The organism is Neisseria sp. P0020.S005, assembly GCF_051957055.1.
Classification (GTDB): Bacteria; Pseudomonadota; Gammaproteobacteria; order Burkholderiales; family Neisseriaceae; genus Neisseria; species Neisseria subflava_A.
Genome location: NZ_JBQCWV010000003.1, coordinates 151,403 through 169,024, shown reverse-complemented (window position 1 = coordinate 169,024; position 17,622 = coordinate 151,403). Strand labels below are relative to the sequence as shown.

At 49.5% G+C, this 17,622-nt stretch carries 15 protein-coding genes; 6 read left to right on the top strand and 9 right to left on the bottom strand.

What is annotated here, in order from left to right:
* Window positions 1-11 precede the first annotated feature (11 nt).
* The 4 genes from oppC to ACTHTU_RS04015 all read right to left on the bottom strand — a co-directional run bounded on the left by oppC (window position 12) and on the right by ACTHTU_RS04015 (window position 5,634).
* Entirely contained in the window at window positions 12-920 is a 909-nt protein-coding gene (oppC, locus tag ACTHTU_RS04030; RefSeq protein WP_049335539.1) for an oligopeptide ABC transporter permease OppC, read from the bottom strand.
* 72 nt (window positions 921-992) lie between these two features.
* Window positions 993-1,910 (bottom strand): oligopeptide ABC transporter permease OppB, encoded by a 918-nt coding sequence (gene oppB, locus ACTHTU_RS04025; RefSeq protein ID WP_440361870.1) that lies wholly within the window; start codon window positions 1,908-1,910, stop codon window positions 993-995.
* A 232-nt stretch (window positions 1,911-2,142) separates the two neighbouring features.
* Window positions 2,143-3,939, bottom strand: coding sequence for an aminopeptidase P family protein (locus tag ACTHTU_RS04020; RefSeq protein ID WP_440361823.1), 1,797 nt, complete (start codon window positions 3,937-3,939; stop codon window positions 2,143-2,145).
* A 75-nt stretch (window positions 3,940-4,014) separates the two neighbouring features.
* Entirely contained in the window at window positions 4,015-5,634 is a 1,620-nt protein-coding gene (locus ACTHTU_RS04015; RefSeq protein ID WP_440361822.1) for an ABC transporter substrate-binding protein, read from the bottom strand.
* A gap of 328 nt (window positions 5,635-5,962) precedes the next feature.
* On the opposite strand from ACTHTU_RS04015, the gene ACTHTU_RS04010 reads away from it, so the two are divergent.
* The 6 genes from ACTHTU_RS04010 to ACTHTU_RS03985 all read left to right on the top strand — a co-directional run bounded on the left by ACTHTU_RS04010 (window position 5,963) and on the right by ACTHTU_RS03985 (window position 12,374).
* Complete coding sequence (locus ACTHTU_RS04010; RefSeq protein WP_440361821.1) at window positions 5,963-7,033, top strand: porin; 1,071 nt, start codon at window positions 5,963-5,965, stop codon at window positions 7,031-7,033.
* Between the two features lie 124 nt (window positions 7,034-7,157).
* Window positions 7,158-8,675: a polyamine aminopropyltransferase gene (locus ACTHTU_RS04005; RefSeq protein ID WP_318250411.1), complete on the top strand. Its 1,518-nt coding sequence runs from the start codon at window positions 7,158-7,160 to the stop codon at window positions 8,673-8,675.
* Between the two features lie 167 nt (window positions 8,676-8,842).
* The gene (locus ACTHTU_RS04000; RefSeq protein ID WP_049351167.1) at window positions 8,843-9,310 is read left to right on the top strand and encodes an FxsA family protein; all 468 of its coding nucleotides are present in this window, start codon (window positions 8,843-8,845) and stop codon (window positions 9,308-9,310) included.
* Window positions 9,311-9,487: 177 nt separating this feature from the next.
* Window positions 9,488-11,335, top strand: a complete 1,848-nt coding sequence (locus tag ACTHTU_RS03995; RefSeq protein ID WP_440361820.1) for a transglycosylase SLT domain-containing protein — start codon at window positions 9,488-9,490, stop codon at window positions 11,333-11,335.
* Between the two features lie 277 nt (window positions 11,336-11,612).
* The gene (rpsU, locus tag ACTHTU_RS03990; RefSeq protein WP_003680926.1) at window positions 11,613-11,825 is read left to right on the top strand and encodes a 30S ribosomal protein S21; all 213 of its coding nucleotides are present in this window, start codon (window positions 11,613-11,615) and stop codon (window positions 11,823-11,825) included.
* Window positions 11,826-11,927: 102 nt separating this feature from the next.
* A complete protein-coding gene (locus ACTHTU_RS03985) occupies window positions 11,928-12,374 on the top strand; it encodes a GatB/YqeY domain-containing protein (protein WP_049344106.1) in 447 nt (148 codons plus the stop codon).
* Window positions 12,375-12,437: 63 nt separating this feature from the next.
* Here ACTHTU_RS03985 and accD read toward each other — a convergent pair whose 3' ends face one another.
* From accD to pheT, 5 genes are all read right to left on the bottom strand, one after another.
* Window positions 12,438-13,304, bottom strand: a complete 867-nt coding sequence (gene accD / locus ACTHTU_RS03980; protein ID WP_049331298.1) for an acetyl-CoA carboxylase, carboxyltransferase subunit beta — start codon at window positions 13,302-13,304, stop codon at window positions 12,438-12,440.
* Between the two features lie 75 nt (window positions 13,305-13,379).
* The gene (gene trpA, locus ACTHTU_RS03975) at window positions 13,380-14,165 is read right to left on the bottom strand and encodes a tryptophan synthase subunit alpha (protein WP_049335528.1); all 786 of its coding nucleotides are present in this window, start codon (window positions 14,163-14,165) and stop codon (window positions 13,380-13,382) included.
* Window positions 14,166-14,491: 326 nt separating this feature from the next.
* Window positions 14,492-14,839 carry a hypothetical protein gene (locus ACTHTU_RS03970; RefSeq protein WP_440361819.1) on the bottom strand — a complete coding sequence of 116 codons (348 nt, stop codon included), beginning with the start codon at window positions 14,837-14,839 and terminating at the stop codon, window positions 14,492-14,494.
* Complete coding sequence (locus ACTHTU_RS03965; protein ID WP_003680933.1) at window positions 14,823-15,125, bottom strand: integration host factor subunit alpha; 303 nt, start codon at window positions 15,123-15,125, stop codon at window positions 14,823-14,825. The genes ACTHTU_RS03970 and ACTHTU_RS03965 overlap by 17 nt, the downstream gene beginning before the upstream one ends.
* A 114-nt stretch (window positions 15,126-15,239) precedes the next feature.
* Entirely contained in the window at window positions 15,240-17,603 is a 2,364-nt protein-coding gene (pheT, locus tag ACTHTU_RS03960; protein WP_440361818.1) for a phenylalanine--tRNA ligase subunit beta, read from the bottom strand.
* Window positions 17,604-17,622: the final 19 nt, after the last annotated feature.

The following is a 17,622-nucleotide window of genomic DNA, read 5'->3' as shown; positions in this document are numbered from 1 at the left end:
TTGGTTGTGGTTTAGCGGTCTTTCGGGTCGAGCGCATCGCGCAGGCCGTCGCCGATAAAGTTGAAACAGAACAAAGTGGTTACCAAGAAGAAACTCGGCACGAGCAGCTGCCATGGTGCGGCTTCCATCGAAATTGCGCCTTCTTGCAGCATCGAACCCCAACTGGTCATCGGCTCTTGCACACCCAAGCCCAAGAAGCTCAAGAAGGATTCAAACATAATCATGCCCGGTACCAGCAAAGAGGCATACACCATCACCACACCCAAAACATTCGGAATAATGTGGCGCGTTACGATTTTACGTTTTGCCACGCCGCTCACACGTGCCGCTTCGACAAACTCTTTATGCTTCAAGCTCAAGGTTTGGCCGCGCACGATACGCGCCACGTCCAGCCAAGACACCAAACCCACGGCGGCAAAAATCAAAAGCAAGTTGCGGCCGAAGAATGTGGTCAGCAGAATGACGAAAAACATAAACGGAAACGCGTTCAAAATTTCCAAAAAGCGCATCATCAGCGAATCGAGCTTACCGCCGATAAAGCCGGCAATCGCGCCATAAAGCGTACCGATGACAACAGCCACCAATGCGCCGGCCACACCGACCAGCAAGGAAATACGTCCGCCGGTTGCCGCACGCGACAGCAAATCACGGCCGAGCAAGTCCGTACCCAGATAGTGATGAGTAGAAAGGGACGGCGGAATCTGCATATTGTCCCAGTCGGTGAAGTCGTAGGTGTAGCGGACAATCCATGGTGCCACAATCACAAAAATACTGATCAGCAACAGGATAATAATGCTGTACACCGCCGCTTTGTTTTGTTTAAAACGCCGCCATGCGTCGCTCCACAGGCTTTTGCCGTGCACTTGGGCGTATTCTGCTGCCTCTGCGAGGGCCTGAGTCTGCTTCTTTTTGAATAACATAATGTTCTCTCTCGCTTTTTATTCTTTCTTCAGGCCGTCTGAACGTTTCAGACGGCCTTTGCGCAAATGGGATTAATAACGGATTTTCGGGTCAATAATGGCATACAGAATATCGAGGATGGCGTTGAACAAAATGGTCATAATGCCCACCAAAATCGTCAAACCCAAAATCATGCCGTAGTCGCGGTTGAGCGCGCCGTTGACAAATAATTGTCCGACGCCGGGAATACCGAACACGTTTTCAATCACAATGGAGCCGGTAATGATGCCAACGAATGCCGGGCCTAAGAAAGAAACAATCGGCAGCATGGCGGGACGCAGCGCATGGCGCAGGATGATGCGGCTCATGGGCAGGCCTTTGGCGCGTGCCGTACGGATAAAGGGGCTGTTCAATACTTCAATCATCGCACCCCGCGTAATCCGCGCGATACTGGACACATAACCGATGGACAAAGTAACGACAGGCAGAATCAAATTCATCAGTGCGCCATCGTTCCAGCCGCCTGCAGGCAGCCATTGCAGTCTGACAGCAAACACCAGCACCAATACCGGCGCCATCACAAAACTGGGAACAACGATACCGGTCATCGCGCCGCTCATTAGCGAATAATCCAGCCAGCTGTTTTGTTTTAAGGCGGCGATGATGCCGATAAACATGCCGAAGATGGCGGCAAAAAAGGCGTAGAAACCAAGTTCTGCCGATACTGGCAGGGATTGGGCAAGCAACTCATTAACGCTGAAATCTTTATATTTGAACGACGGCCCCAAATCCCCCTGCGCCAACTGCTTGAGGTAGTGGAAATATTGGAGGTACATCGGGTCATTGAGGTGGTATTTGGCTTCGATGTTGGCCATGACCGCAGGCGGCAAATTGCGTTCGCCTGTGAACGGGCTGCCCGGTGCAAGCCGCATCAGAAAAAACGATACGGTAATCAACACCAGCATGGTCGGGATGGAAGCACATATCCGTTTGATGATGAATTTCAACATAATCAGGCTGTCCTGTCTGAACATACCGGACTCGTGAAAACAAAGCTGACCTGAAGCGGAAATCGGATGAATGGCAGCAGGCGTCTGTAACGTCGCCGCGCCGGTTTCTCTCTCTATTCCGACCGGGTTATTGTTTTTATTCGGAGTCGGGTAAGGTTTTTTAGTTTTTAGATAATTGTTGTGATAAGGCCGTCTGAAACTTTGTATCCGCCGTTTCAGACGGCCTTTCACGTTAACGCGCCAAAGGTTCGGTGCGTTCAATCAGCCATGCTTTGGCCGCGCCTTCTGTCAAAGGCTCGAGACGGCGGCGCACTTCGGCGTGATATTGGTTCAGCCATTCGATTTCGCTGCCGGTCATCAGTTTGGTATCGATCAGGCGCGTATCGATTGGACAGAGGGTAACGGTCTCAAAATACAGGAATTTGCCGAACTCGGTTTCCTCTGGGTTTTCAACCGGACGGTTGATTACCAGGCTTTCGATACGGATACCCCATTTGCCCGGACGGTAAAGACCCGGCTCGTTGGAAGTCAGCATGCCTGACTTCATCGCGTGATGCGGTTGCGGCACGGCGGCAACGGCAATGCTTTGCGGACCTTCATGCACATTGAGGAAATAGCCCACGCCATGACCTGTACCGTGACCGTAATCACATTGCGCCTGCCAGAGTGATTTACGACAGATGGCATCAATCATCGGGCCTTTGATGTTTTCAGGGAAAATGGTTTCCGCCAGAGAAATATGCGCTTTCAACACCAAAGTGTAATCGCGCTTCATGGCCGCACTCGGATTGCCGACAGGCACCACACGCGTGATGTCGGTCGTACCGCCCCAGTATTGGCCGCCGGAGTCAATCAGCAGCATACCGTCGCCTTTGATTTTGCTGTTGTTTTCCGGTGTCGCGCTGTAATGAGGCAAGGCGGCATTGGCATTGTAGCCGGCGATGGTGTCGAAACTTGGCGAAATAAAGCCGGGACGTTGGCTGCGGTGTTTATAGAGCATGCCGTCGATGTCCAGCTCGCTCAATTCGCCGCCGTCTGCCAAGATTTGTTCAAACTCGGCAAAGAAGCCGCACAATGCCGCGCCGTCTTCCGCCATGGTATTGCGGATATGGGTAATGTCGGCATCGGATTTGACTGATTTGAAGAATGTACTTGGGTGGATGGCTTCAATCAAACGGACGTCTTCAGGCAGGCGGCGCAAAGTACCGACAGCGGTTTTGTTCGGATCAATCAGCAATGCGCCCTTAACGCCTGCCAAATAGTCCGCCGCTTGCGCATAAGGCAATACTTCAAAACCTGCCGCTTTCAAAGCTTCGGCAGATTCGGCTTTCAGACGGCCTGCATCAGTAAACAATACGGCTTTGTCTTGACTGATAAACAGATGGGACAAGAACACAGGGTTGAACGGCACATCATCACCGCGCAGATTGGTAATCCAAGCAATGTCATCCAAAGAAGAAACCAAATGTGCATCTGCGCCCTGCTCTTTCATGGCCGTACGGATACGGGCCAGTTTTTCGGCCGCAGTTTCGGAAACGTAGTCGGGATGGTGAACGTAGATTTCCGGAGTCGGCAATGCAGGACGGTCGTCCCATACTTCGTCCAACAAAGTTTCAGGATATTCGAGGCGGATGTTTTTGGCGGCAAGTGCCTGTTTCAAACCGCGCTCACCGCTGAGTGCGAACATATCGGCAGGCGCGCCGACCACTGCGCCCTCGGGCAGATTTTGTGCCAACCACTCGGTATAAGGCGCATCAACGCCCATTTTTTGCAGCTCGATGCCGTTTGGCGCAAGCTGTTGACCTGCCTGTTCCCAATAGCGGCTGTCCGTCCACACGCCTGCTTTATCGGCGGTTACCACCAAAGTGCCGGCCGAACCGGTAAAGCCGGAAAAATCGCGACGTGCCTGCCAATGCTCGGGCAGGTATTCGGAAAGGTGCGGATCGGCGGAAGGAATGACAAACGCGTCTACGCCATGTTTTTTCATGGCTTCGCGTAAAGCGGACAAACGTTGTTGTACAGATTTCATGTGTTATATCTCCTATTGTTTCAGACGGCCTCTGTCATCAAGGCCGTCTGAAAACTTGTGCTGTCTATAATCAATCTATTTTTTCGGTGCGAACGACCAGTTCTTGACTGTGTAGTTCCGTAAAGGGTCTTTGTCGGAATAGCCGATAATATCGGGTTTGACCATACGCACTTCAACCTGATGATACAACGGAATCAGTGTAGCGTCTTCTTGAAGCTGCTTCTCCGCATCGGCATAGAGCTGGCTACGCGCTTCCTTGCTGACACCATCTTTCAGCGTATTGTTCATAAATGTATCAAACGCCGCGCTTTTGTAGCGGAATGCATTGTTTGAGTTGTTGGATTTCAAGATATTGAGCATACCCGCCGCATCATTGAAATCGGAACACCAGCCGCTGAACGAAACTTTGAAATTGCCTTGTGCGCGCGTATCCAAATAAGTTTTCCATTCCTCGTTGGACAAAGTCGGACGGATAAACGGAATGGCGGCTTTCCACACCGACTGCACGGCAGTAATTTGTTTTTTGGATGCTTCGCTGGTGCTGTACAAAATATCAAACTCAAGCGGGTGGTCATCGTTGTAGCCTGCTTCATTCAACAGTTTGCGTGCGGTTTCGATGCGTTTTTCAGGCGTCCACTCTTTCCACTCCGGATAAACAGGAATCACGCCCTGCATTTGCGGCGGCGTCAATTGGAACGCAGGCGTATCGCCACGGCCGCCCACTTTGACGACGATGTCGCGGCGCGTCAGCATATTGAGCGCCTTACGGACGCGCGGATCGTTAAATGGCGCCGCTTCGTGGTTCGGCTCTAAATACCAGCTGCACAAAGAAGTTGTACGTTTCACTTGTCCCGGAAACTCAATATCCGCCACTTTAACCTGATCGCTGGGAATACCGTAAGTCACATCAATTTCATTGGCGCGATAACGGTTGTACTCGCCGCTGCCTGACAAGAAAACCGCCTTCGGAATGGCTACTTTGTCTTTATCGTAATAATTGGGATTGCGTTCCATATTAATGTGGCTGTTGACTTTCCAATCCGTTAACAGATAAGCGCCACTGGAAACATACTGACCAGGCTGCGTCCACTTATTGCCGTATTTTTCAACAGTGGCGCGGTGAACCGGAAATGTGAATTGCTGAATCAGCATATCGGGGAAATAAGGCACGGGCGCAATCAGCGTAAATTGCAGGGTCTTTGCGTCCAATGCCTTGACGCCCAATGTCTCAGGCTTGGCTTTGCCGTTTAATATATCTTCCGCATTTTCCACTTGGGCATCGACCAAATAGCTGCCGAAAGGTGCGCCGGTGGCTGGATCGGCAAGACGGCGGAAGCTGTACACGAAATCTTCGGCAGTAATCGGATCGCCGTTACTCCATTTGGCATCACGCAGATGGAAGGTCCAAATACGCTCGCCCTCGCTCTCCCATTTTTCCGCCAAAGCAGGAATGGTTTTACCTTCGGCATCCGTACCGACCAAACCATCCATCAACTGACGGATAATCGCACCGGCCGCCATATCGCCGCTCATCTGCGGATCCAGCGTACCCGGCTCGACGCCGTTGCTGACCACCACGCGCTCATAATCGGTACGTTTAAACTCAGGAGCAGGCTTAACATCACGGCCGCACGCCGACAATGCGAATACAGCAGCCAATGATGCAGCCAACAGCGGATAGGTTTTTCCAGCCATATTTCATTCCTTCTTTTAGGTATTCTTCTTTTTCAGACGGCCTGAATTATTCAAGCTACACTCAACTACATTAATTTAGATTTTTTCCAGCATAGTTAAATCGTCTATTTCAAACCATAAAAATAGTGTTATAAACTACATATTCCATCAGAATAACAATGGGTCATCCAAGATTGTTGGCAAATTAACACAAAAATACGTAACTGAAAACTATTTTTCAATTTATCCTACGATAAGTTACAAATGTATTGATTTTTTATAATTTGTCAAATAAGATTATCCAAATTCCCCAATCCCCAATTAATAAAAGACATAAAAGGAGAACAAAATGAACAAGTTATCTTGTTTTGTTGCCATTACCCTCATCGGCTCTTCCATAAGCTTCGCCCACGCCGAACCTAAAATGAGCGGTACCATCTACATCATGACCGAGGTCGAACACAACAATAAAACCGGCGTCACCAATACAACCATTTCCGATAAAAGTTCCAGTCTTTATCTCTCCGATGAAGTACGACTCAACAACGACTTATGGCTGAAATGGCAACTTGGCTCCTTTATTTACTTCGATTCCGACCGCTGGGGCGGCTGGGGTACTGCCGACTCATACGTCGCTCTCAACAGCTACAAAAACCTTGGCACCGTCAAAATGGGTTACATCAGTACGCCCATGAACAGCATTTATCTGAACCCGTTCGACACCAACAGCTCGATTTTGGAATTCGGCAAAATTTCCCGCTTCGGCCAACGTCGCGTTTCTATGGCTTATGAGTCTCCTTGGAAAAACGGTTTCCAATTCAAATTCAACGTTTCCCCAGGTTCCAATGCCGCACGCAACAACAACGACTGGAATCCGGACAAAAAACGTGACGGCGACTGGGTTTTCGGCTGGGGTGTGGACTACAACCACCCAAACAACGGCTTTAACGCCCACTACGCTGCCGAATACGCACCCAACGACTCTCCGACCGAAACCAAAGACTTCCAAGCCCATGCATTCATGGCCGGATACAGCAAAGACAAAATCTCCGTCGATGCCGCGTTCCAATACGCCAAAAACACTTGTGACGGCTTCAGCTGCTGGGGCGTATGGAAAGATGCGGCAGGCAACGTAGCTGGTTCTTACGACAAAGAAATCAACAACACCAAAGAGTTTATGGTGTCCGGCTCATACAAAGTAGGCAATTTCAAACCTCAAATCGGCTTCGCCTACGGTAAAAGCTCTATCGGCGAAGACTACAAACACGTTGCCGTCAGCACTGATTACAGCTTCTCCAAACGGACAACTGCCACACTCGGCGCCGGCTGGTTGAAAGAAAACGTCAATCCGAAATACGACAAAGATTTGCCGAAAAAATCTTCTTACGCAGTGGGCATGGTATTTAAACACCGCTATTAATGCCTGACAGATTAAAGGCCGTCTGAAACAATTCGTTCAGACGGCCTTTTCTACATCCTATAAATAAACTTGCAGCCCACCTTAAAAATCATTACATTGCCCACACTCAAGCAACAAAAACGTCATCATGAACGCCCACCGCACCCTCATCATCTCCGTTTTTATCGTCGCCAGCTGCGGCCTCGCTTACGAGCTCATCATTGCCGCGCTCGCAAGCTATCTTTTGGGCGACAGTATTTTGCAGTTTTCCTCCGTCATCGGGCTTTATCTGTTTTCAATGGGTATCGGCGCACACCTGACCCAATACATTAAAGATAAAGACGTATTGCACCGCTTTATCGAAATCGAACTTCTGGTCGGCATCATCGGCGGCATTTCCGCGCTGGCATTATTTGTGGCCTTCGGTTTATCCGCTGCCCCGTTCCGCACCCTGCTCTACGCTTTTGTACTGATTGTCGGCATGGTTGTCGGCATGGAAATTCCTTTGGTCATGCGTGTGTTAAACCAAAAAGGGGCGGAATTTAAAGAACTCGTTTCCAAAGTCCTGACCTTCGACTATTTGGGCGCACTTGCCGTTTCCCTGCTCTTCCCGCTCCTGCTCGCCCCCAAACTCGGCATGGCACGTTCCGCCTTGTTGTTTGGCATTTTCAACGCCGCCGTCGCCTATCTGACCGCGCGTGTATTCAAATCCGAATTACCCCGCTACCACGCCATCTGCCTGCGCGCGCTGATTGTCTTGTCCGTCCTCGCCGCCGCCTTCGTCTACGCCGACCGTATCTCTTTCAAAGCCGAACAAAGCTATTTCGGCGACCCCGTCGTCTATCAAAGCCATTCGCCCTACCAACGGCTGGTCGTTACACGCTGGAAAGACGACACCCGCCTCTATATCAACGGCAACCTGCAATTCTCCTCACGCGACGAAGCACGTTACCATGAAGCACTCGTTCTGCCTGCCATGCAGATGGTGCCGAACGCCGAACGCGTCCTGATTCTTGGCGGCGGCGATGGATTAGCGGCACGCGAAGTCTTAAAATATCCGCAGATCAAAAATGTTACTTTGGTCGATCTCGACCCCGACATGACCGCCACCTTTAAAACCTCTGCCACCTTGAGCGCGCTCAACCAAGGTTCGCTGTCCCATCCCAAAATGCACGTCGTCAACGACGATGCCGCCAAATGGCTGGAAAGGTCGTCTGAAAAATTCGACGTTATCATCATCGACCTGCCCGACCCGTCCAATTTCTCGCTGGGCAAACTCTACTCCGTCCCCATGTACCGCCTCGTCGCCCGCCATCTTCAGCCGCAGGGCAAAATCGTCGTCCAATCCACCTCGCCCTACTTCGCCCCCAACGCCTACTGGTCGGTCGTTGCCACCCTCGAAGCGGCCAAGTTGAATACTGCGCCCTATCATGTTTACGTCCCTTCCTTTGGCGAATGGGGATTTGTGTTGGCAGGCTTCGACCAAAACTTCCCCATTCCGCAAAAATTCGATGTACCCACCCGCTATCTTAATGCCCAGACCGTTGCCGAAATGTTCCGTTTTCCGTCCGATATGGCAAGGCGCAAGGTTGAAGCAAATTATTTGAACAACCAAATTCTCGTCAGTTATTTTGAAAGTGATTGGAACAATGTGATGCGATAGAATATCTAAAGGCCGTCTGAAACATCTGCCTTCTTTATATCTCCGTTCAGACGGCCTCATCACCCGTTTACCCTTTTTCACACAGCATTTGCTTGAAAAAATAAGGTTTATCTTTATCTAGATAAAACACAATCGACACTATCCGTTGAATGAAGGAACAAACACTTATGCAGTATTTTGGAATCGGTTTTTTGGTTTTAATCTTTTTGGAAATCATGTCCATCGTCTGGGTTGCCGACTGGCTTGGCGGCGGTTGGACGCTATTTTTGATGGCTCTCAGCTTTATCAGCGGTATCTTTATGCTGCGCCATACCGGCATCTCCGGCTTATTGCTCGCAGGCGCAGCCGTCCGCAGCGGACAAAACATTTCCCTCTATCAGATGCTGTGGCCGATTCGCTATACTGCCGCCGCGGTTTTCCTGCTCAGCCCCGGCTTTATTTCAACCGCCGTTGCCCTGCTCTTGCTGATTCCATTTAAAGGTAACGCGGCCGTTTCTTCTACGCAGTCTTTCCAAAGCCGCCAGACTTACAGCTCCGCCAAAGATGATGAAGACATTATCGAAGGCGAATATACGGTTACGCGCACCAACAAAGCCGACAAACCGCAAGACTATATCGAACACAAACCCGATTGACGACTTCCTTCATAACAGGCCGTCTGAATTAGGAATACTCAAAAGTGTTTCATATTTCAGACGGCCTGAGTCATTTCCGGGCTTTGAAAATGTAAATATCAGTTTGTAATTCGGTTATTCCGCATAAATCATTTAAAATAAGCAGCTATTTTGATTCTAAAAACGACACGGTATCCAATGAACGTTCAACGTCTTTTCCCTCTCTCCCTCAGCTTGATTACCGCCGCTGTTTTATCGGCGTGCGCCACCCAAAACACACCGACTGCTTCGAAAACCGAAAGCGTCGTTCAGCCTAAATCCACTTCTATCCCTTCACGCCGCGCCGACAGCGAATCCAAAGTCCTGTCCGATTACAGCCAATACCAAAGCGCCATCGATGCTGCCAAACGCGGCGACGATGCTTGGGTACAACAATTTTTATCCCAAGCCAGCGACAGCGCAATGGCTGAAAACGTCCGCAACGAATGGCTGAAAACCTTGGGCGCGCGCGGCCAGTGGGATTTGTTCCGTCAAGAATTCAGTAAATTGAACGCCGCCGGCGTCGCACAAGAAGTGCAATGTTATGCCGATTTGAGCAGCGGCAATTACAGCAAAGCCGCCGAGCTGGTTCGCGTGACCGGCAAACTGCCTGCCGGCTGTACCCGCTTGGTTGAAAGTACGGCAGCTTCAGGCCGTCTGAACACCAACGACGCATGGCGTCGCGTGCGCGGCTTGTTGAGCAACAGCCAAACCACGGATGCACGCAACCTCGCCGCCGCATTGGGCAGCCCGTTTGAAGGTGGCGCGCAAGGTGCGACCGAATACAGCCTGTTGAGCGTAATCGGCAAAGATGCACGCAAATCCGCTTCTGCCGCCGCCACCCTGTCCGACATGGAATCCGGCCTCAGCCGCGAACAACGCAGCTTCGCATGGGGCGTATTGGGCCACTACCATGCACAAAGCCAAAACATGCCGACTGCTTTGAGCTACTACGGCCGCGTTTCCGACCGCAAGCAACTGACCGACGAGCAATTGGAATGGTACGCACGCGCCGCCTTGCGCCTGCAACGTTGGGACGAATTGGCAAGCGTGATTCAGCATATGCCTGAAAAACTGCAAAAAGACCCGACATGGCAATATTGGCTGGGTCGCAGCTTTGCCGCACAAGGCAAAAACAGCCAAGCCAAAGAAATGTATGAAAAAGCCGCTGCTTCCGGCCGCAATTTCTACGCCGTATTGGCTGGTGAAGAACTGGGCCGCCGCATCAATACGCGCAACAATGTTTCCGATGCCGATGCCAGAGACGTCCGCCGCATGAGCGAAGACGGCGCCATCAAACGCGCATTGGTTCTGTTTAAAAACAGCCAAAGCAACGGCGATTCCAAAATGCGCCGTCAGGCACAGGCAGAATGGCGTTTTGCCACCCGCGACTTCAACGAAGACAATCTGCTGACTGCCGCACAAGTCGCTTTTGACAACCAGTTCTACGACATGGCGATCAACAGCGCAGACCGTACCGACCACAAACTCAACTACAAACTGCGCTATATCTCTCCGTTTAAAGACCTGACCGTCCGCTATGCCACACAGGCAGGCGTTGACCCGGCATGGGTTTACGGTTTGATTCGCCAAGAGAGCCGCTTTGTCATGGGCGCGCAATCCAGCGTCGGCGCACAAGGCCTGATGCAGGTCATGCCTGCAACCGCCCGCGAAATCGCCGGCAAAATCGGCATGAGCAGCAGCGAACTCTACACCATGGACGGCAATATCCGCATGGGTACGTGGTACATGGCAGATGCCAAACGCCGCCTGCAAAATAACGAAGTGATGGCCACCGCAGGCTACAACGCCGGCCCAGGCCGCGCCCGCAACTGGCAGGCTTCTTCGCCTTTGGAAGGCGCTATTTACGCCGAAACCATCCCATTTACCGAAACCCGCGATTACGTGAAAAAAGTCATGACCAACGCGACTTATTACGCGTCATTGTTCAACGAACCGCAAACTTCGTTGAAACAACGTATGGGTACGGTTCCCGGCCGTTATTAATACCCGATAGGCCGTCTGAAAAGTGAGACAGAATCAAATATTCAGACGGCCTGCAATCTTGACAGACTATCGGGTTTATAAGATAATCGCCCGATTGTTTCTGACCGAAAAGGTCACTTGCACGGCAAAAGCCGACTTGTTAGGAGGTGATGTTTACATCACGGCGCGTATCCCGCCCTGCCCTCGGCAAACCAGCGATACAACAACTACCCCATTATGACAAACCGTCCTCTATTTCTTAAAACGGTTTGATTGAACAAAATTTAAAGGAAATAAAATGCCTGCTATTCGTGTTAAAGAGAATGAACCATTTGAAGTTGCCATGCGTCGTTTCAAACGTGCCGTAGAAAAAACCGGTCTGTTGACCGAGTTGCGCGCCCGTGAAGCGTACGAAAAACCAACTACCGAACGCAAACGCAAAAAAGCTGCTGCAGCCAAACGTCTGCAAAAACGTCTGCGCAGCCAACAACTGCCTCCTAAAATGTACTAATTACAGGCCTGCCCTGTGATAAACGACACACCGCAAGGGCAGCTTTGCGGTGTGTTTTATTTTTCAGACGGCACTTTTTTATTGATATAAAGTGAGAACATTATGAGCCTAAAAACACAATTAACCGAAGACATGAAAACCGCCATGCGTGCCAAAGACCAAGTGTCTTTAAGCACCATCCGCCTGATTAATGCCGCCATCAAACAATTTGAAGTAGATGAGCGCACTGAAGCCGATGACGCAAAAGTCATCTCTATCCTGACCAAAATGGTAAAACAGCGCAAAGACAGCGCCAAAATCTACACCGAAGCCGGCCGTCAAGATTTGGCTGACAAAGAAAACGCGGAAATCGAAATCCTCAACTGCTACCTGCCGCAAATGATGTCTGCAGAAGAAATCAAGACTGTTGTTGAAGCAGTCATTGCAGAAACCGGTGCATCAGGCATGGCAGATATGGGCAAAGTCATGGGCGTATTGAAAACCCGCCTGGCCGGCAAAGCCGACATGGGTGAAGTCAACAAGATTTTAAAAGCCGCATTGACTGCTTAATCCTCAATAATCAAAAAGGCCGTCTGAAATATTATTTTCAGACGGCCTTTCTTATTGTGCCAATCAAGCAGCAGTTACTTTACCTTCATGACGCAACAAAGTAATCAAATCGCTGATACGTTTTTTCATGGAACGGCGATCGACGATTTGGTCGATTGCCCCCTTCTCCAACAAGAATTCTGCACGTTGGAAACCTTCCGGCAAGGTTTCGCGTACAGTCTGCTCGATAACGCGCGGACCGGCAAAACCAATCAGCGCATTCGGTTCTGCTAAAACCACATCACCCAAGAAGGCAAAGCTGGCAGACACGCCGCCCATGGTCGGGTCAGTCAATACGGAAATAAACGGCAGACGTTTTTCAGTCAGCAAATGCAAAGCCGCGCTGGTCTTCGTCATCTGCATCAAAGAGTTAATCCCTTCCTGCATACGCGCACCACCGGAAGCCGCCACGCAAATAAACGAACAATTATCTGCAACGGCACGACGTACACCCTGAACGAAACGCTCACCCACGACCGAACCCATAGAGCCGCCGATAAAACGGAATTCAAACGCAGCCACTACGACAGGCAGGCCGTTCATGGTGCCTTTCATAACAACCAATGCATCGTCTTCACCGGTTGCTTTACGCGCAGCCGCGAGGCGGTCGGGATATTTTTTGCTGTCTTTGAATTTCAGCGGGTCGGTCGGTTTAATATTGGCTGCAATCTCTTCACGGCCTTCTTCATCCAAAAGTAGATTCAAACGTTCGCGCGCAGAAAGCGGATTGTGGTGATTACATTTCGGGCAGACTTCGCTGTTTTGCTTCAACTCGGTTGAATAAACCGTTGCCGAACAAGACGGACATTTGTGCCACAGGCCTTCAGGGACGCTGGACGAACTGCTTCGGTTTTTAATTTTCGGAGGAAGAATTTTATCTAGCCAGCTCATGAATGACTCCTTGGAATTCAGAATTCAGACGGCCAGTTGAACGTAAGGCCGTCTGAAACAATGGAATGGAAAAATTTAGCGAATCGCGTCTTTCAACTCTTTAACCAACGCGCCTACTGCTTCGGCCTCGCTACCTGCGTGGCTTTCAATCTCTTTGACGATACGGCTGCCGACAATAACGGCATCCGCTACCGCACCAATCTTACGCGCACTCTCCGCATTATTGATGCCGAAGCCGACACCAATCGGAATATCGATGTATTTGCGCAAAAGCTCTATTTTACGCGAAACTTCTTCAGTATCCAAACTTGCCGCACCGGTCACGCCTTTGAGCGATACATAATACACAAAACCGCCGGCTACTTTGGCAATCGTTTGAATACGCTCCTCAGTCGTTGTTGGCGCAATAAGGAAAATACAATCAATACCTTGCGCTTTCAATGAGTCATGCAGCGGGGTAATGGTTTCTACCGGAGAATCCACAGTCAATACGCCATCCACGCCCGCGTCGGCAGCCGCTTGCGCAAACGCCTGATAGCCCATTTTATGTACAGGGTTCAAATAGCCCATCAAGACAACCGGCGTTTTATCATTGGTTTGACGGAACAAGCGTACTGTTTCCAATACGTCGTGCAAAGAAACATGATTTGCCAACGCCCTTTCAGCCGCACGTTGAATAGTCGGGCCATCCGCCATCGGGTCAGAAAACGGCACACCCAGTTCCAAAATATCAGCACCATTAGCCACCAGGCTATGCATCAATGCCAAGGTTGTCTCAAGGTTGGGATCACCCACTGTAATATAAGGAATCAGTGCTTTTGCGCCATTGAGCACTGAGAAAGTTTGTTGGATTCTGCTCATTTTCTGCTATCCATTTCATCGATTTGAATGTTGTCCGGCAGCCTGTTTATTCTGCCGTTACATTTGTTTTAAAAACCTCAGTCTGCCATGAAAAAGCGGCATTTATCCGCATTATCTAATGACTGTTTCTTCCCAGTCGGCAAACAAGAGGCTAAGTATAACATTTACGGCTATTTCATAGAATCATTTGCAATCAAGATTCTGATATTTTGAAAGCAATATAAAACAATAAAGGCCGTCTGAAAATCATTCAAACAGCCTTTATTAGAATCAATTATGCAAATCTTTGTATGCTTTCGCACTTTTGATCAGAGTTTCCCTATCGATTACAGCTCAACATGATGGTTTTGTTGTTCAGAACCTAGATGACGCTCCAAATCAGACAAAATTTGCGTCAGACCATGACGGACTTCTTCCGCATTGGCGGCAGGATTGCCGTTTGCATCCAAAGCGCCACGGCTGAACGTATCGATATATGGTTCAAACGTATCTTTCAGTTTCAACAACTTAACAACATCTGAGCGCGTATATCGATCGCCACCGTATCCAATCACAACATTATTTTCATGTTGCCATTGGGCAAACTGAGCCGGACTGATTTGCACCAAGTGGCACATTTCATCCAACGTAAAATAACGCTTGGCAGGAATAACCGGATTATTGTTGTTTGTCATAGTAATGCTCCACCATGCCTTTGAGTTTTTGGCTGGCATGGAAAGTTACCACACGGCGTGCGGTAATCGGCACTTCTTCGCCTGTTTTAGGGTTACGGCCAGGGCGTTGAGGTTTGTCGCGTAATTGGAAATTACCGAAACCGGAAATTTTAATTTCTTCACCACGCGCCAAAGTGCTGCGGATTTCTTCAAAAAAGAGCTCGACGATTTCTTTGGCATCATTCTTGGTGACGTTGCTGACTTTGTCGACCAAAATATCAGCCAATTCTGCTTTAGTTAGTGTCATGTGTTTACCTTCATTCAAACTGGTGCAATTATTACCAAAATTCTTTTAAAAATCAAGTCCTCACCAAAAAATCAAATATTATTGGTGATTTTTGGCGACAACTTTTATCTTATGTTAAGCGCGAAGCTGTGCGCCTTTTTCGGCTGCCGCTTTAATCATTTTCGCAACCAAAGGCTCAATGACGTCATCTGTCAGCGTATTTTCCATATCTTGCAAAATGATTTTGACGGCAACGCTCTTCATGCCTTCAGGCACGCCCGTACCGCGGTAAACGTCAAACACACTGATTTCTTGAACCAGCTTGTTCGCCGCCGCTTTCAGGACATTTAACAAATCATCATGCGTCACAGCTTCAGGCATTACAAATGCCAAATCTCGGCGTGCAGGTTGGAATTTGGATACAGACTGATAACGGGTTTTCTCACGACCCAATACCGCATCCATATCGATTTCAAATACCAGCGGCGCTTGTGGCAAATCATATTTTTGCAGCCATTTCGGATGCAACTCGCCAACAAAACCAACTACTTTGCCGTCTGAAACAATATTGGCGGCACGACCAGGATGCAATGCCGGATGTTCGGTCTTAACAAAGGATACTTCCTTGTTTTTCAAAAGGCTCTCAACATCGGCTTTCATATCGTAAAAATCTACGTTGCGTGTTTTTTCACCCCATTGCTCAGGAAATACGGAGCCATACCACAAACCGCCGATACGTTCGTTTTGAACAAATTGATCAGTCAAATCTTTGCTGAACACACGGGCAATTTCAAACACGCGTACTCGGTTTTGCTTGCGGTTCAAATTGTTTTGCAAAACTTCCACCAAACCGCCGATAAGCGTAGAACGCATGACGGCATACTGCGCCGCCAACGGATTTTGCAGGCGGATAGGATTGGTATTGGCAGCAAAGTCTTGCTCCCATTGCTCATCCACAAACGCATAGCTGACCACTTCGCGGTAACCGCGAGCCGCCATTTCGTTATAAACCGCAAAACGCGGGCGTTTGGTTTCAGGCAAAGCCAACATTTTCAGACGACCTGAAGTATAGTCGTCGGGAATATTTTCATAACCGTAAACGCGGCCGATTTCTTCAATCAAATCGGCTTCGATTTCGATGTCAAAACGGAAGCTAGGAGAAGTGACACGGAAGCCTTCTGCGGTTTTCTCAGGCTGCAAACCCAAATGTTGCAAGATAATTTCGACTTGCTCAGCAGGGATTTCAACGCCCAATACCGTTTTCAGACGGCCTAAACGCAATTCAACCTGTTTTGCCTCAGGCAATTTTCCTTGTGCCTCAACCATTTCACCGGCTGCACCACCGCAAATCTGTACCACCAATTCGGTAGCACGCTCAATGGCATCAGCTTGCAAGCAGTAGTCCACACCGCGTTCAAAACGGAAAGAAGAATCCGAACCAAAACCGTATTGACGGGATTTACCGGCAATAATCTCCGGTACAAACCAAGCAGCTTCCAACACAATATTTTGCGTCTCATCAGAAACCGCGCTTGCCTCGCCGCCCATCAAACCTGCCAAGCTCAACGCACCTTTTTCATCAGCGACCACCAGTGTATTGTCAGCCAAAGTAACCGTCTTCTCGTTCAGACACGCCAAAGTCTCGCCATTTTGAGCACGGCGGACAATCAAACTGCCTGACAGCTTGTCAGCATCGAAAACATGCATAGGCTGACCGATTTCCAGCATCACATAGTTGCCGATGTCCACCAATGCGGAAATGCTGCGGATACCGCTGCGTTCCAAACGTTGTTTCATCCAATCGGGAGTAGCCGCTTTCGCATTGACATTTTCAATAACGCGACTGATAAAACGGCCGCAGTCGGCCGGTGCGTCAATACGGACAGCCTGTTTTTTCTCACTGCCGATAGAGGCCGTCTGAATTTCAACAGGCCTAAACGCACATTGAGTCAACGCAGAAACCTCACGCGCAATACCCTTAACGCTCAAGCAATCAGCGCGGTTAGGCGTAATTTTCAACGTAAACAGCGTATCGTCCAAATCCAAGTATTCGCGGATGTTGGTACCGACAGGCGCATCTTCAGGCAGAATGTGCAGACCGTCTACACCATCATCTGGCAAACCCAGTTCATTGGTCGAACACAACATACCGTTTGATGGTACGCCGCGCATTTTAGTCGGCTTAATTTTAAAGTTACCCGGCAAAACGGCACCCGGCAACGAACACGGCACTTTAATACCCGGCTTGACATTCGGCGCACCACAAACAATCTGAACCAACTCGCCCGTACCGGCATCAACTTGGGTAACGTTCAAACGGTCTGCATCAGGGTGTTTCTCAACGGATTTCACTTCGGCAACAACCACGCCACTGAAAGCAGGGGCAGCAGTATCGATCTCTTCCACTTCCAAACCGGCCATGGTCAAAAGATGTTCCAGTTTATCGGCAGAAAGATCAGGATTGGCTTGGGTTTTCAGCCATGAATAAGGAAATTGCATATTATTTTCTCTACTATCA